The 15,267-nt window shown below is 72.0% G+C and carries 14 protein-coding genes and 1 riboswitch; of the genes, 10 read left to right on the top strand and 4 right to left on the bottom strand.

Translation table 11 applies throughout. The features are described from left to right. Nucleotides 1–99 precede the first annotated feature (99 nt). The 8 genes from hpnE (at nt 100) to ACFWRT_RS01430 (ending at nt 8,724) form a co-directional block, all read left to right on the top strand. Nucleotides 100–1,485, top strand: a complete 1,386-nt coding sequence (gene hpnE / locus ACFWRT_RS01465) for a hydroxysqualene dehydroxylase HpnE (RefSeq protein WP_380948965.1) — start codon at nt 100–102, stop codon at nt 1,483–1,485. Further along, on the top strand, nt 1,482–2,585 hold the full coding sequence (locus tag ACFWRT_RS01460; RefSeq protein ID WP_051104658.1) for a polyprenyl synthetase family protein: 1,104 nt from the start codon (nt 1,482–1,484) through the stop codon (nt 2,583–2,585). The genes hpnE and ACFWRT_RS01460 overlap by 4 nt, the downstream gene beginning before the upstream one ends. A 109-nt stretch (nt 2,586–2,694) precedes the next feature. Further along, nucleotides 2,695–4,695: a squalene--hopene cyclase gene (gene shc / locus ACFWRT_RS01455; protein ID WP_380948964.1), complete on the top strand. Its 2,001-nt coding sequence runs from the start codon at nt 2,695–2,697 to the stop codon at nt 4,693–4,695. Continuing rightward, a complete protein-coding gene (locus ACFWRT_RS01450) occupies nt 4,695–5,342 on the top strand; it encodes a phosphorylase family protein (protein ID WP_380948963.1) in 648 nt (215 codons plus the stop codon). Before shc ends, ACFWRT_RS01450 begins: the two co-directional genes overlap by 1 nt. A gap of 5 nt (nt 5,343–5,347) precedes the next feature. After that, nucleotides 5,348–6,367: an adenosyl-hopene transferase HpnH gene (gene hpnH, locus ACFWRT_RS01445; protein ID WP_326702461.1), complete on the top strand. Its 1,020-nt coding sequence runs from the start codon at nt 5,348–5,350 to the stop codon at nt 6,365–6,367. Nucleotides 6,368–6,437: 70 nt separating this feature from the next. Then, on the top strand, nt 6,438–7,835 hold the full coding sequence (locus ACFWRT_RS01440; RefSeq protein ID WP_380948962.1) for an aspartate aminotransferase family protein: 1,398 nt from the start codon (nt 6,438–6,440) through the stop codon (nt 7,833–7,835). Between the two features lie 59 nt (nt 7,836–7,894). Continuing rightward, on the top strand, nt 7,895–8,503 hold the full coding sequence (locus tag ACFWRT_RS01435) for a helix-turn-helix domain-containing protein (protein WP_380948961.1): 609 nt from the start codon (nt 7,895–7,897) through the stop codon (nt 8,501–8,503). Nucleotides 8,504–8,547: 44 nt separating this feature from the next. Then, a complete protein-coding gene (locus ACFWRT_RS01430; RefSeq protein WP_018513253.1) occupies nt 8,548–8,724 on the top strand; it encodes a DUF6126 family protein in 177 nt (58 codons plus the stop codon). Nucleotides 8,725–8,728: 4 nt separating this feature from the next. Here ACFWRT_RS01430 and ACFWRT_RS01425 read toward each other — a convergent pair whose 3' ends face one another. Next, the gene (locus ACFWRT_RS01425; RefSeq protein WP_380948960.1) at nt 8,729–9,541 is read right to left on the bottom strand and encodes a tyrosine-protein phosphatase; all 813 of its coding nucleotides are present in this window, start codon (nt 9,539–9,541) and stop codon (nt 8,729–8,731) included. A gap of 411 nt (nt 9,542–9,952) precedes the next feature. Continuing rightward, a riboswitch (cyclic di-AMP (ydaO/yuaA leader) is annotated at nt 9,953–10,113 on the top strand. Between the two features lie 3 nt (nt 10,114–10,116). On the opposite strand from ACFWRT_RS01425, the gene ACFWRT_RS01420 reads away from it, so the two are divergent. Together ACFWRT_RS01420 and ACFWRT_RS01415 are read left to right on the top strand one after the other, a co-directional pair. After that, the gene (locus ACFWRT_RS01420) at nt 10,117–11,106 is read left to right on the top strand and encodes a M23 family metallopeptidase (RefSeq protein ID WP_380948959.1); all 990 of its coding nucleotides are present in this window, start codon (nt 10,117–10,119) and stop codon (nt 11,104–11,106) included. A 162-nt stretch (nt 11,107–11,268) separates the two neighbouring features. Next, complete coding sequence (locus ACFWRT_RS01415) at nt 11,269–12,096, top strand: SGNH/GDSL hydrolase family protein (protein ID WP_380948958.1); 828 nt, start codon at nt 11,269–11,271, stop codon at nt 12,094–12,096. Nucleotides 12,097–12,112: 16 nt separating this feature from the next. On the opposite strand, the gene ACFWRT_RS01410 is transcribed toward ACFWRT_RS01415, so the two are convergent. Genes ACFWRT_RS01410 through ACFWRT_RS01400 form a run of 3 tightly spaced genes read right to left on the bottom strand, consistent with a single transcriptional unit; the run spans nt 12,113 to nt 15,256 of the window. Continuing rightward, nucleotides 12,113–13,030, bottom strand: coding sequence for an STM4011 family radical SAM protein (locus ACFWRT_RS01410; RefSeq protein ID WP_380948957.1), 918 nt, complete (start codon nt 13,028–13,030; stop codon nt 12,113–12,115). Nucleotides 13,031–13,037: 7 nt separating this feature from the next. Then, complete coding sequence (locus tag ACFWRT_RS01405; RefSeq protein WP_380948956.1) at nt 13,038–14,429, bottom strand: STM4012 family radical SAM protein; 1,392 nt, start codon at nt 14,427–14,429, stop codon at nt 13,038–13,040. Beyond that, nucleotides 14,429–15,256 (bottom strand): STM4013/SEN3800 family hydrolase, encoded by an 828-nt coding sequence (locus ACFWRT_RS01400; protein ID WP_380948955.1) that lies wholly within the window; start codon nt 15,254–15,256, stop codon nt 14,429–14,431. The genes ACFWRT_RS01405 and ACFWRT_RS01400 overlap by 1 nt, the downstream gene beginning before the upstream one ends. Nucleotides 15,257–15,267: the final 11 nt, after the last annotated feature.

Raw genomic sequence — 15,267 nt, 5'->3', positions numbered from 1 at the left:
GGCCGCGGTCCGGCGATCGGCCGCGGTCCGGCCGTCGGCGACGACCCATCGACCGGTAACGGTCCGGCGGTCGAAGACGGCCCGGCGAGAGGGGCAGGCATGAGCGACGAGATCCCGCGCCCCGTCGCGGTCGTCGTCGGCGGTGGCCTCGCCGGCATCACCGCGGCCCTCCGCCTCGCGGACGCCGGGCTGGAGGTGACCCTGCTGGAGGGGCGGCCCCGCCTCGGCGGCCTCGCCTTCTCCTTCCAGCGCGGCGACCTCACCGTCGACAACGGCCAGCACGTCTACCTGCGCTGCTGCACCGGCTACCGCTGGTTCCTCGACCGCGTCGACGCCGCCCACCTCGCCCCCCTCCAGGACCGCCTGGACGTCCCCGTCCTGGACGTCGGCCGCACCGCCGGACCCCGCCTGGGACGGATCCGCCGCACCGGCCTGCCCGTACCGCTGCACCTCGCCGGAGGCCTCGCCGCCTACCCGCACCTCTCCCTCGCAGAGAAGGCGAACGTCGGCCGCGCCGCGCTCGCGCTCGGCCGCCTCGACCCCGCCGACCCGGCCCTCGACCGCATGGACTTCGCCACCTGGCTCAGGCAGCACGGCCAGTCCGAGCGCGCCGTCGAAGCGCTCTGGGACCTCGTCGGCGTCGCCACCCTCAACGCCACCGCGCCGAACGCCTCCATGGCGCTGGCCGCCAAGGTCTTCAAGACCGGCCTGCTCTCCGAGCCCGGCGCCGCCGACATCGGCTGGGCCACCGTGCCGCTCGGCGAGCTGCACGACACCCTCGCCCGCAAGGCCCTGGACACCGCGGGCGTCCGCACCGAACTGCGCGCCAAGGTGGGGTCCCTGACCCGCACCGAGGACGGCCGCTGGAGCGTCGAGAGCGCGGGTGAGCGGATCACCGCCGACACCGTCGTCCTCGCCGTACCGCAGCACGAGACCCACGACCTGCTGCCCGCCGGCGCGCTGGACGAGCCGGACCTGCTCCTGGACATCGACAACGCGCCCATCCTCAACGTGCACGTCATCTACGACCGCCCGGTGCTGCGCCGCCCGTTCTTCGCCGCCATCGGCTCCCCGGTCCAGTGGGTCTTCGACCGTACGCACTCCTCGGGGCTCAAGGGCCCCGGGCAGTATCTGGCGGTCTCCCAGTCCGCCGCCCAGGACGAGATCGACCTGCCCGTCGCCGAGCTGCGGACCCGCTACCTCCCCGAGCTGGAGCGGCTCCTGCCCGCCGCACGCGGCGCGGGCATCCGGGACTTCTTCGTCACCCGTGAGCGCACCGCCACCTTCGCGCCCGCCCCGGGCGTCGGCGCGCTGCGCCCCGGCCCCCGTACGCGAGCGCCCGGACTCCACCTGTCGGGCGCCTGGACCGCCACCGGCTGGCCCGCGACGATGGAGGGTGCCGTGCGCAGCGGCTTCCAGGCCGCCGACGCGGCCCTCCACGACCTCGGCCGCCCCCATGGACATCCGCTGCAGGAGGCGGCATGAGCAGTACCACCGGAACAAGAGGAGAGTCAGTGACCCCGGCGAATCCGGCTTCCGACACCGTGGACCAGACCACGGACGTCACCGCGCTTCTGGAGCGCGGACGAGCCCTGTCAGCGCCGGTCCTGCGGGCTGCCGTGGACCGGCTGGCGCCGCCCATGGACACCGTCGCGGCCTACCACTTCGGCTGGATCGACGCCGAAGGACGGCCCTCGGACGGCGACGGCGGCAAGGCCGTGCGCCCCGCGCTCGCCCTGCTGTCGGCCGAAGCGGCGGGCGCCCCCGCCGAGGCGGGCGTCCCCGGCGCCGTGGCCGTCGAGCTCGTGCACAACTTCTCGCTGCTGCACGACGACCTGATGGACGGCGACGAGCAGCGCCGCCACCGCGACACGGTATGGAAGGTGCACGGCCCCGCCCAGGCGATCCTGGTCGGCGACGCGCTCTTCGCGCTGGCCTACGACGTGCTGCTGGAGCTCGGCACGGTCGAGGCGGGCCGCGCGGCCCGTCGGCTGACCTCGGCCACCCGCAAGCTCATCGACGGCCAGGCCCAGGACATCTCCTACGAGCACCGCGAGCGGGTCACCGTCGAGGAGTGCCTGGAGATGGAGGGCAACAAGACCGGCGCCCTGCTGGCCTGCGCGGTCTCCATCGGCGCGGTGCTCGGCGGCGCCGACGACCGCACCGCCGACACCCTGGAGACGTACGGGTACCACCTGGGCCTCGCCTTCCAGGCCGTCGACGACCTGCTCGGCATCTGGGGCGACCCCGAGGCCACCGGCAAGCAGACCTGGAGCGACCTGCGCCAGCGCAAGAAGTCCCTCCCGGTCGTCGCCGCGCTCGCCGCGGGCGGACCGGCCTCCGAGCGGCTCGGCGAACTGCTCGCCGCCGACGCCAAGAGCAGTGACTTCGACAGCTTCTCCGAAGAGGAGTTCGCCGCCCGCGCGGCGCTCATCGAGGAGGCCGGCGGCCGCGAGTGGACCGCTCAGGAAGCCCGCCGGCAGCACACGGTCGCCATCGAGGCCCTGCACGCCGTCGACATGCCGCACCAGGTACGGGCGCAGCTCACCGCGCTCGCCGACTTCGTGGTGGTGCGGAAGCGGTGATCAGCACCCGTATATGACTCGCAGTCGCCGTCCGGCGCCCTGACCAGGGCGCCGGGCGACGGAGACCCCAGCGCACAGCAGAGAAACCACTGCACGTAAGGGGAAGCTCATGACAGCGACGACCGACGGATCGACCGGGGCCGCGAAACTCTCCGCGGCCCCGGCAGTACATCCGGCCGACACGACCACCGCCGCGGACGACGTCACCGCCGTCGCTCGGCAGGCCGCCGAACGCTCCGTGGCCCACCTGCTGAGCCGGCAGGACGAGCAGGGCTGGTGGAAGGGCGACCTGGCCACCAACGTCACGATGGACGCCGAGGACCTGCTCCTGCGCCAGTTCCTCGGGATCCAGGACCCGGAGACCACCCGCGCGGCCGCCCTCTTCATCCGGGGCGAACAGCTCGGTGACGGCACCTGGAACACCTTCTACGGCGGACCGAGCGACCTCTCCGCCACCACCGAGGCCTATGTGGCCCTGCGGCTGGCCGGGGACCGCCCCGAAGAGCCGCACATGGCCCGCGCCGCCGCCTGGATCAGGGAGCAGGGCGGCATCGCGGCCGCCCGCGTCTTCACCCGGATCTGGCTGGCCCTGTTCGGCTGGTGGAAGTGGGACGACCTCCCCGAACTCCCACCCGAGCTCATGTTCTTCCCCAAGTGGGTCCCGCTCAACATCTACGACTTCGGCTGCTGGGCCCGCCAGACCATCGTTCCCCTGACCATCGTCTCCGCGAAGCGCCCCGTGCGGCCCGCGCCCTTCACCCTGGACGAGCTGCACACCGACCCCGCCGAGCCGAATCCGCCCAGGAAGCTTGCCCCGGCGGCCAGTTGGGACGGCCTCTTCCAGCGCCTGGACAAGGGGCTGCACCTCTACCACAAGGTCGCCCCGCGCCTGCTGCGCCGGATCGCGATGGACGTGGCGGCCCGGTGGATCGTCGAGCGCCAGGAGAACGACGGCTGCTGGGGCGGCATCCAGCCCCCGGCCGTCTACTCCATCATCGCGCTGCACCTCCTCGGCTACGACCTGGACCACCCGGTGATGAAGGCGGGCCTGGCCTCGCTGGACCGGTTCGCCGTCCGCCGCGAGGACGGCGCCCGGATGGTCGAGGCCTGCCAGTCGCCCGTCTGGGACACCTGCCTCGCCACCATCGCCCTGGTCGACGGCGGACTCGGACCCGACCACCCGGCGCTGGTGAAGGCCGCCGACTGGATGCTGGCCGAAGAGATCACCCGGCCCGGCGACTGGTCCGTACGCAAACCCGAACTCGCCCCCGGAGGATGGGCGTTCGAGTTCCACAACGACAACTACCCGGACATCGACGACACCGCCGAAGTCGTCCTGGCGCTGCGCCGGGTGCGCCACCCCGACCCCGCCCGGCTGGAGGCCGCCATCGAGCGCGGGGTGCGCTGGAACCTCGGGATGCAGTCCCGCAACGGGGCCTGGGGCGCGTTCGACGCCGACAACACCAGCCGCTTCCCCAACCGCCTCCCGTTCTGCGACTTCGGCGAGGTCATCGACCCGCCGTCGGCCGACGTCACCGGCCATGTGGTGGAGATGCTCGCCGTCGAAGGGCTCGGCAGCCACCCCCGTACACAGCGCGGCATCGAATGGCTGCTCGCCGAACAGGAGGCGTGCGGAGCCTGGTTCGGGCGCTGGGGCGTCAACTACGTCTACGGGACGGGGTCGGTGGTGCCCGCGCTGGTCGCCGCCGGACTGCCCGCCGCGCACCCCTCGATCCGCCGGGCGGTGACCTGGCTGGAGTCCGTGCAGAACGACGACGGCGGCTGGGGCGAGGACCTGCGCTCGTACACGGAGGAGAAGTGGATCGGGCACGGTGAGTCCACCGCCTCCCAGACCGCCTGGGCGCTGCTCGCCCTGCTCGCCGCGGGCCGCCGCGACAGCCGGGCCGTCGCGCGCGGCGTCACCTGGCTGACCGAGGCCCAGCAGGCCGACGGATCCTGGGACGAGCCGTATTTCACCGGCACCGGCTTCCCGTGGGACTTCTCCATCAACTACCACCTCTACCGCCAGGTCTTCCCCCTGACGGCCCTCGGGCGCTACGTGTACGGCGACCCGTTCGCCGACCGTACGGGCGCCGCCCTGGAGGCCTGATGGCCGGCGCACCGGGGGGCGCGGCCCCCCAGGCGCCGCTGCTGGTCGCCTGCGCGCTGGGCATCGAGCAGGTGGCCCTGCGCAGCGGCAGGCGCCCCGGCGGCCCGGTACGGGTCCTGCGGACCGGCATGGGCCCCCGGGCGGCGGAGGCGGCCGTCGCGGCGGCTCTCGCCCCGGGTGGCGTACCGGACGCCGCCGTCATCGCCTCCGGCTTCTGCGCCGGCCTCGCCCCCGGGATGCACCCCGGGGATCTGGTCGTCGCCGAGGAGACCCGGGACGCGGACGGCGCCACCCCCTGCACCGGCACCGGGCTGCTGGTCGCCGCCCTGGCCCGGGCCGCCCCCGGCGCGGCCGTCCACACCGGGCCGCTCACCGGCTCCGACCACGTCGTACGCGGCCCCGAGCGGGCCGCGCTGCGGGCCACCGGGGCCATCGCGGTGGACATGGAATCCGCGGCGACACTGCGCACCGCCCTGTGCCACGGACCGCGCCCGGTTGCGGCCGTCCGGGTGGTCGTGGACGCTCCAGAGCATGAGCTCGTCCGCATCGGCACGGTACGCGGTGGAATATCGGCCTTCCGTGTTCTCCGTGCCGTCCTACCGGCTTTTTACGAATGGCACCGATCTTTACTGCTCCCCAGGAGGTGAGCCAGATGGCCATGCCGCTCCGCCAGTCCATCAAGGTCGCGACGTATCTCTTCGAACAGAAGCTCCGCAAGCGTGAGAAGTTCCCGCTGATCGTCGAGCTGGAGCCGTTGTTCGCCTGCAACCTCGCCTGCGAGGGGTGCGGGAAGATCCAGCACCCGGCCGGTGTCCTGAAGCAGCGCATGCCGGTCGCCCAGGCAGTGGGCGCGGTGCTCGAATCCGGTGCCCCCATGGTCTCCATCGCCGGCGGCGAGCCGCTGATGCATCCGCAGATCGACGAGATCGTGCGCCAGCTCGTCGCGAAGAAGAAGTACGTCTTCCTCTGCACCAACGCGATGCTCATGCGCAAGAAGCTCGACAAGTTCACCCCCTCGCCCTACTTCGCCTTCGCCGTGCACATCGACGGACTGCGGCAGCGGCACGACGAGTCGGTCGCCAAGGAAGGCGTCTTCGACGAGGCCGTCGCCGCGATGAAGGAGGCCAAGGCGCGCGGCTTCCGCGTCACCACCAACTCCACCTTCTTCAACACCGACACCCCGCAGACCATCATCGAGGTCCTCAACTACCTCAACGACGACCTCAAGGTCGACGAGATGATGATCTCGCCCGCCTACGCGTACGAGAAGGCGCCCGACCAGGAGCACTTCCTCGGCGTCGACCAGACCCGCGAACTCTTCAAGAAGGCCTTCGCGGGCGGCAACCGGGCTCGCTGGCGGCTCAACCACTCGCCGCTCTTCCTGGACTTCCTGGAGGGCAAGGCCGATTTCCCGTGCACCGCGTGGGCGATCCCCAACTACTCGCTCTTCGGCTGGCAGCGCCCCTGCTACCTGATGAGCGACGGCTACGTACCGACGTACCGTCAGCTCATCGAGGAGACCGACTGGGAGAAGTACGGCCGGGGCAAGGACCCGCGCTGCGCCAACTGCATGGCGCACTGCGGCTACGAACCCACCGCCGTCCTCGCCACCATGGGGTCGCTCAAGGAGTCGCTGCGCGCGGCCCGGGAGAGCGTCGGCGGGAACCGGTGACGTCGTGACGGTGAGGGGGCCGGTGACTCCGGCCCCCTCGGGCAAACGCAGCGAAGGAGACGGACGGGCGATGACGGACGGCGGGCCGCAGGGCTTCGACCTGAAACGGCTCCTCGCGGAGCGCGGCCACGAGCGGTACGAGCTGCACACGCGCCACCTCAACCACCAACTGCCGCGCATGCTGCACACCATCGGCTTCGACAAGGTCTACGAACGGGCCGAGGGCGCGTACTTCTGGGACGCGGAGGGCAACGACTACCTCGACATGCTCGCCGGGTTCGGCGTGATGGGGATCGGCCGGCACCACCCGGTCGTCCGCCAGGCCCTGCACGACGTGCTCGACGCCCAGCTCGCCGACCTCACCCGCTTCGACTGCCAGCCGCTGCCCGGCCTCCTCGCCGAGAAGCTGCTGACCCACAGCCCGCACCTGGACCGCGTCTTCTTCGGGAACAGCGGTACGGAAGCGGTCGAGACGGCACTGAAGTTCGCCCGGTACGCCACCGGCAAGCCCCGCGTCCTCTACTGCACCCACGCCTTCCACGGGCTGACCACCGGCTCCCTCTCGGTCAACGGCGAGAGCGGCTTCCGGGACGGCTTCGCCCCGCTGCTGCCCGACACCCCGATCGCACTCGGCGACCTGGACGCGCTGCGCCGGGAGCTGAAGCGCGGAGATGTGGCGGCCCTGGTCGTGGAGCCGATCCAGGGCAAGGGCGTGCACGCCGCGCCGCCCGGCTTCCTCCGCGAGGCGCAGGAGCTGCTGCACCGGCACAAGGCGCTCCTGATCGCCGACGAGGTGCAGACCGGTCTGGGCAGGACCGGTGACTTCTACGCGTACCAGCACGAGGACGGCGTCGAGCCCGACCTGGTCTGCGTCGCCAAGGCGCTCTCCGGCGGCTATGTGCCGGTCGGCGCGACGCTCGGCAAGGAGTGGATCTTCCGCAAGGTCTACTCCTCGATGGACCGGGTCCTCGTCCACTCCGCGAGCTTCGGCTCCAACGCCCAGGCCATGGCGGCGGGGCTCGCGGTGCTCACGGTGATGGAGGACGAGGAGACCGTCGCGAACGCCCGGCGGACCGGTGATCTGCTGCGGGAGCGGCTTTCGGCGCTGGTGGACCGCTACGAGCTGCTGCACGAGGTGCGCGGGCGCGGGCTGATGACCGGCATCGAGTTCGGCCGCCCCACCTCGCTGAAGCTCCGCAGCCGCTGGACCATGCTCCAGGCGGCCCGCAAGGGCCTCTTCGCCCAGATGGTCGTGGTGCCGCTGCTCCAGAAGCACCGCATCCTCACCCAGGTCTCCGGCGACCACCTGGAAGTGATCAAGCTGATCCCGCCGCTGATCATCGGGGAGGCGGAGGTGGACCGCTTCGTGGCGGCGTTCACGGAGGTCATGGACGACGCGCACAGCGGCGGCGGCCTGATGTGGGACTTCGGCCGGACCCTGGTCAAGCAGGCCGTGGCCAACCGCTGAGTTTTTGCCTCCCGGGCAATTTATTTGCCCGGGAGGAAAGTTCCTGGCCCAATGGATCCATGAACCCTCCGGACGAACCGGCGGCCGACGAGCTCCCCGGCGTCGCCCCCCGACTGCGCGACCTGCGGCGCGGCCGCGGTCTCACCCTGGAGACCGCCGCCCAGCGGGCCGGACTCTCCCCGGCCCACCTCTCCCGGCTGGAGACCGGCCGCCGGCAGCCCTCGCTGCCCATGCTGCTCGGCCTCGCCCGTATCTACGGTACGACGGTCTCCGAGCTGCTCGGCGAGAAGCCGCCCGAGCGGGAGGCGGTCATCCGCGGCGGCGCCTTCGAGGGCGCCGAGGCGGACGGCTGGATGTACCGCCGGGCCGGCGGCTCCGGCCGCGCCATGCAGGCGCTGCGGGTCCGGGTCCCGTACGGCGCCCAGGGCGATCTGGTGCGGGTGCACCCCGGTGAGGAGTGGCTGTACGTCCTCGGCGGGCGGCTGCGGGTCGCGCTGGGGGAGACCGTGCACGATCTGGACCCGGGCGACAGCGCCCACTTCGACTCGCTCACCCCGCACCGGATCGCGGCCCTGGACCGGGGCGGGGCGGAGCTGCTCTTCGTCCACTCCCTGCTCCAGAGCCCCGCGGCCGAGCTCTGCCTCGGCAACGCGCTCCACGCGCGCTGACCCCTTCGTTCCCCCCGGCCGCGAGGCCGGCAGAGAGGACCGGCATGTCCGATTCCGAGCACTACGACCCGCTGACCCCGAGGCGCCCGAAGGCCGCCAAGGACACGCAGGAGCGCCGGATGCCGCGCGGCCTGGTGATCCGGCTCTTCGCCTATTTGGTGGTCGGCCACGTGATCGCGGCCTTCCTCTACCTGCTCTTCGTGGTGGCAGGCGCCGAATAGCCGCTCAGCCCTGGTCGAGCAGGCGCTCGCGAAGCCGCTCCCGGGTCTCGGGGGAGACGCCCAGCCCCTCCGCCAGGTAGCGGTCGGTCGTGCCCCAGGTGTCGTCGATCGCCGCGAACGCCGCTTCGAGGTAGGAGGCCTGCGCACCGAAGAGCGGGTTCAGCAGCTCCAGCACCTCGGGGGACATCCCGGTCTCCGACATGTCCGCGCGCTTCACCTTGTACCGGCGGTGCGGGTCGTTGGACTTGAGGTAGTCCGCCTCGATCGCCTCGCGCTCGACACCCACCGCGAGCAGCGAGATCGCGATCGAAAGACCGGCCCGGTCCTTGCCGGCCGCGCAGTGCATCAGGGCCGGCACGCTGTCCTCCGCCAGGGCGTGCAGGACGCGGCTGTGCTCGGCGGTGCGGTCGACGATGGTCGAGCGGTACATGGTGAGCATGCGCTCGGTGCCCTTGCCGTTGGCCAGGATCGAGCGCAACTGCTCGATGTTCCCGTCGCGCACCAGCCGCCAGAACTCGGCGCCGTCGGCCGGGTCGGAGAGCGGAATGCTGACATTCCGGACACCGGTCAGCTCGATGTCGTACCCGTCGAGCTGGTGGTCGGCGGAGTTGCGGAAGTCGAAGACGGTGTGCAGTCCGAGTCCGCCGAGGAAGAGGGCGTCCTCGGCGGTGGCGTGCGCCAGGTGGCCGCTGCGGTAGAGCCGGCCGAAGGCGGTGTGCCGGCCGTCCGTGGTGGGAAGTCCGCCCACGTCACGGAAGTTGCGGACTCCGGTCAGTGCGGTCTCGGTCGGCGGGACCTGTGGCACCTGCTGCGTCACGGGGGCTCCTGGAATCTCTGACGTCGGCGCGGCTCTCCGGCGAGGGCGCTCCTGTGACGATACGACATCGGTTCACGGGGCAATCATCGGCAGGCTGACGAGGTGTCAGGGCTCGCGCCGACGGCATGTCCGTATTGGTGCATTTCGCAGAACATGCCCCGCTAATGGGGGAGATGGGAATCCCTAGGTGAGCGGGATCATATCCGTGACGGACGGTGGCGGCGGCTCCCAGGTGTTTTCCCTGGATCCGTAAGGAAAGCCAAGATCCGTAATCCACGGAGGGTGACGGGAAATCCGGAGCGAAATTGAATCGGTGATTCCGGGGCGGAACCGACGGCTTGTTCCTGTCGTCCCGACTCGTTTACGGTCACCGTCAATCCGGACGGACCGCCTAATCCTGCCGCCGCCCGGAATTCGCACCCACCCACTCACGTGTGGCAGGAGCGGGGGAACCAGGTAAGCCGCCGGCCCGGAGCGATCCGGACCGGCTCGGGGTGAAGTCGCCAGCCGGCGACCGGGCATCTCCAGCCCGAACCCGACAGCTCACCTCGCAGGCGCCGGAGAGGAACTTCCCCATGCCCGCAAAGGGTAAGCACCGCCGTCCCAAGTCCGGCCCGATCCACCGCGGCGTCCTCGCCGCGGGCACCGGCGGCGCCGTACTCGCGCTCCCGCTGTTCGGCGCCACCGGCGCCCACGCCGCGGAGAAGGCGGCCCCCGCCGTCAAGCCCGCCGCCGCCCAGAGCGCACCGCAGGCCGCATCGCAGGCCGCCCCCGCCACCGAGAAGAAGGCCGCCCCGAAGACGTACGCCGTCGTCTCCGGCGACTACCTCGCGAAGATCGCCGCCGAGCACCAGGTCAAGGGCGGCTGGCAGAAGCTGTACCAGGACAACCGCTCGGCCGTCGGTGAGAACCCCAGCCTGATCTTCCCCGGCATGAAGCTGACCCTCGGCGCCAAGGCCACCGGCACCGCCGCGCCTTCGGAGGCCAAGAAGTCCGCCCCGGCGCCCAAGGCCGCCCCCAAGGCCGCCGCGCCGAAGAAGGCCGCCCCGAAGAAGGCCGAGCCGGCCCCGAAGGCCGACACCATCTCGGCCGACGAGTCCGACGCCGCCGCCGAGTCGGGCGCCTCCACGCAGACCGGCTCGTCCGAGTCCACCGGCTCCGGCTGGACCGCCCCGCTGGACAACGCCAACGTCACCACCCAGTACCGCGCTTCCGGCTCGAGCTGGTCCAGCGGCTACCACACCGGCTCCGACTTCCAGGCCGCCTCCGGCACCCCCGTCAAGGCCATCGGCCCGGGCACCGTCGTCTCGGCCGGCTGGAGCGGTTCGTACGGCAACGAGGTCGTCATCAAGCACGAGGACGGCATGTACTCCCAGTACGCCCACCAGTCCTCGCTCAGCGTCTCCGCCGGCCAGACCGTCACCGGCGGCCAGCAGATCGGCCTCTCCGGCTCCACCGGAAACTCCACCGGCCCGCACCTCCACTTCGAGGTCCGCACCGGCCCGAGCTACGGCTCGGACGTCGACCCGGTCGCCTACCTGCGGCAGCACGGCGTCTCCCTCTGACCCGAGGGCGGCAAGAAGTGAACGAGGGGCGGTGCGCGGCGGCGCACCGCCCCTCCACTTATTCCGGCTTTACCGAAAACTGACCGGGTGGTCTATCTCACCACCCGTCAACCCCGTATTACGGTCGCGTAGGTCACATTGAACGGTGCAGGATATGGGCTTGTGGCAGACGATTCGAGAACCCAGCAGCAGAACATCATCGGGTCGTACGCGGCGATCGGGGACAGTTTCACCGAGGGCGTCGGCGATCCCGGCCCCGACGGCACCCTCGTCGGCTGGGCGGACCGGTTCGCGGTTCTGCTCGCCGACCGGCTCCCCGCCCCCGACGCGGCGACGAACCCGGACGAGACCCGGCACGGCAATTTCCGTTACGCCAATCTCGCCGTACGCGGACGCCTCCTCGACCAGATCGTCGCGGAGCAGCTTCCCCGAGCCAAGGAACTCGCCCCCGACCTGGTCACCTTCTGCGCGGGCGGCAACGACATCATCCGGCCCGGCGCCGACCCCGACGATCTCGCCGAGCGCTTCGAGCGCGCCGTCGCGGACCTGACCCGGGCGGTCGGCACCGTCATGGTCACCACCGGGTTCGACACCCGGGGCGTTCCGGTGCTGCGCCACATGCGCGGCAAGATCGCCACGTACAACGTGCACCTGAGGGCCATCGCCGACCGCTACCGGTGCCCCGTGCTCGACCTGTGGTCGCTGCGCTCGGTCCAGGACCGGCGCGCGTGGGACGCCGACCGGCTCCACCTGTCGCCCGAGGGCCACACCCGGGTCGCGCTGCGCGCCGCCCAGGTCCTCGGCCACGACGTACCGGCCGACCCGGACCAGCCCTGGCCGCCGCAGGCCCAGCGCACGCCCTTCGACGCGCGGCGCGACAACGTCCAGTGGGCGCGGGAGTACCTGGTGCCGTGGATCGGCCGGCGGCTGCGCGGCGAGTCGTCCGGCGACCACGTCGAGGCGAAGCGGCCGGATCTGCTGCCGCTGTAGGGAACAGGTCCGGGGATCAGGGGCTGAGCAGCGGGAGCGTACGCCGGGAAGGGCCGGGGGCCACGGATCCGCCCGGCGCCTGGCCCGCGCCGAACCCGGCGGGTATCCGCTCCAGGACGCCGCCCGCGAACACGTCGTACAGCGGCAGTGTCTCCAGGTGCACATAGCCGATGTGGCAGTCGCACACGGCCAGCGGGCAGCCCCGAGGGCCGAGCGCCGCGCGATAGCTGCCGTCGTAGAGGTTGCCCAGCTCCGCCTTGACGAAGTGGCAGCGCCGCACCGTGCCGTCACCGTCCACCGAGATCACCGACTCACCCGTCCGGCAGGGCAGCCCCGCCGAGCGGTGCGGATGGCGGCTGTAGGGGAAGAGCGGATCCAGCTCGGTCCACCGCTCCGCCTCCTCGTCGGTGTACGTGTGCCCCTCGGCGGCGTTCACCCAGAGGTAGACCTCCCCGGGCAGCGCGGCCCGCAGCCGCCGGGCCTCGTCGAGGTGCTCGTCGAACCCCACCACGCCCACGCTGTAGCGGATGCCCTGAGCGGTCAGCTCCCGGCACTTCCCGAGGAACCGCTCGTACGGGGTCTGCCCCGGGTGGTACGTGCACCAGAGCGCGATCCGCTCCCGATCGGCGTCCGCCAGCCACGTGGTGCGGCCGCTGAGGTTGGTCTGGACGGCGACCCGGCCGATGTGCGGAAGGTGCGACAGCTCGGTCAGCGCACGCCGGTACCAGGAGCGCACCAGGCCCTCGCCCCACGGCGTGAACAGCACGGAGAGCCGGTCACCGGTCCGCGCCGCCGCCCATGTGGTGAACCGCTCCAGTGCCTCGCGGTCGGACGTCAATCGGGCCCTGCTGTCGCGCCGCTTGGCGAACGGGCAGTACGGACAGTCGTAGTCGCACGAGGCCAGTGGGCCCCGGTACAGGATCGTCAGGTCCACGGCCCGCTCACTTCCGCTCGTACGCGGCCATCGCGGCCCGCACCCCGGGGGAGAACAGCACCGGCCCCAGCGCGTCCGAGTGCGCCAGGCCCAGCGGGGAGAGCCGCAGGAGACCTTCCGGCGCGTGCGGGTCCAGCCAACCCCGGGCCGCGAACCGCTCCAGCTCGGCGGGGAAGTCCTCGCGGGGGTCGGTGCCGAAGCGGGCGCGGTAGCCGTCCAGGGGCAGGCCCGCCGCCTGGAGCAGCGACTGGAGGAGGTGGCGCCTGCGGGCCTCGGCGGCGTCGACATACCGGCCGACCTCGGCCCGGGAGAAGTCCTCGGTGGCGGTGAAGGAGTCGATGATGGAGCGGATCTCCCGCATGTCGACCGCGTAGTCGAAGGAGTAGTGCAGGGCCGCCGTGTAGGAACGGGCCCCGCAGCCGAGCCCGATCATGCCGTCGGTCTGGCAGGCGTAGTCCTCCGGGCCGTCCTGTGATTCCCGGGGTGCGCCGGCGCGCCGGAACATCCGCATCGACACCTGCTCGTAGCCGTGCGCCAGCAGATGGTCCCGGCCCACCGCGTACAGCCGCAGCCGCTGCTCGTCCCAGGCGGCCTGCTCCAGGGCCTCCGCCTCCGGGCCGATCCCGCCGGCGCCCAGGCGGTGCAGGCCGGTCAGCGGGCGGACGTACAGCGGGTAGAGGTACAGCTCTTCCGGCCGCCAGGCCAGCGCGGCGTCCAGGGAGGTGAGCCAGGTGCGCTCGGTCTGGCCGTCGATGCCGTAGATCAGGTCGATGTTGAGCACCGGTATCCGGGCGTCCCTTATGCGACCGAGCGCCGCCTCCACCTCGGACCGGCGCTGCGGCCGGACGGCGGCCCGTGCCTCCTCGTCCACGAAGCTCTGTACGCCGATGCTGACCCGGGTCGTCCCCCGGTCGGCCAGCACGGCGAGCCGGTCGGCGGTCGCGGTGGACGGGGAGGTCTCCACCGACAGCGGCACCGCGCGCAGGTCGGCGCCCATCCGCTTCTCCGCGATGTCGCAGAGCCGCTCCAGCTCACCCGCCGTCAGGAAGGTCGGCGTCCCGCCCCCGAACGCCGCCGCGGCGAACCGCACGGGATCCTCGTCGCCGAGCGCGTCCCGTACGGCCACGGCCTGCCGGTCCAGCGCGTCGAGATAGCGGGTCGTCAGCTCCTCGGGCGCGCCGATCCGGGTGAAGAGGTTGCAGAAGCCGCAGCGGACCTCGCAGAACGGTATGTGGAGGTAGAGGGAGAGGGCGTACTTGGGCTCCGCCGCCCACAGCTCGCGCAGCGCGGGTCGCTCCGGCAGGGGGCGGTAAGCCGTCTTGTGCGGATAGGCGTAGACGTAGCTCTCGTACGGCCTGACGGCGGGCATGGCTGTCGCCGTGGTGGTGCTGGTGGTCATCAGGAGGCCCCCGGTTCGGGCGGTGCGGGCGGTTCGAGGAAGAAGTGCGCGTACGGCACGGTCCAGACGGCCTCGTGGCCGAGCCGGTGGCCGGTGTAGCCGTCGTCGCCGTAGGTGGTGCCATGGTCGGAGCAGACGATGGCGAAACACCGGCGGCGGCTGCTCGCGGCGGCGAAGAGCCGGCCGATGTGCCGGTCGACGTACTCCAGGGCGGCCGCGTGCGTGGCCCGGGAGTCGCCCGCCTCGCGGGTCGCGCCCGGAGTGTGGAACCAGTTCGGCTGATGCAGCGCGGACACGTTGACGAAGAGGAAGAGCCGCTGTTCCTCGGGGAGTTCGGCCACCACCTGCTCGGCCCGGGTCACCTGCTCCTCGAACGAGGTCGGTGACGCGACACCGAACTCCGGCTCCCAGTGGCTCTCCTGGAACATGCCCGGCAGCACCGACCCCAGCGCGCCCTGCCGGTTGAAGAAGCCGACGCCGCCGACGCACACCGTGCGGTAGCCCTCGGCGGCCAGACCCGACACCAGGTCCGGGGTGTCGAAGACGAAGGTGCCGTCCGCCGTCGTCTCGCTGCCCGCGAACCGCGCCGCGAACAGGCGCGGGTGCGGCCCGGGGGCGGCGGGCGTCGGCAGGAACCCGGCGAACATCGCCTGGTGCGAGGCGTAGGTGAAGCTGCCCGGCGCGTGCCGCTTCTCCCATACGCCGCCGGGCAGATGGGCGGCCAGGTTCGGGATGCGCCCGGCGGCGGCCAGCTCGGCGGCGACATCGTGGCGCAGGGTGTCCAGGGTGACCAGCAGGAGGTCGTGGCTGCCCACGACCTCGGCCATATCGGGCCGGG

It is taken from the genome of Streptomyces cyaneofuscatus (assembly GCF_042718795.1).
Taxonomy (GTDB): domain Bacteria; phylum Actinomycetota; class Actinomycetes; order Streptomycetales; family Streptomycetaceae; genus Streptomyces; species Streptomyces cyaneofuscatus_A.
The sequence above is the reverse complement of the archived record's forward strand: the minus strand, read 5'-3'. Positions and strand labels throughout refer to the sequence as shown.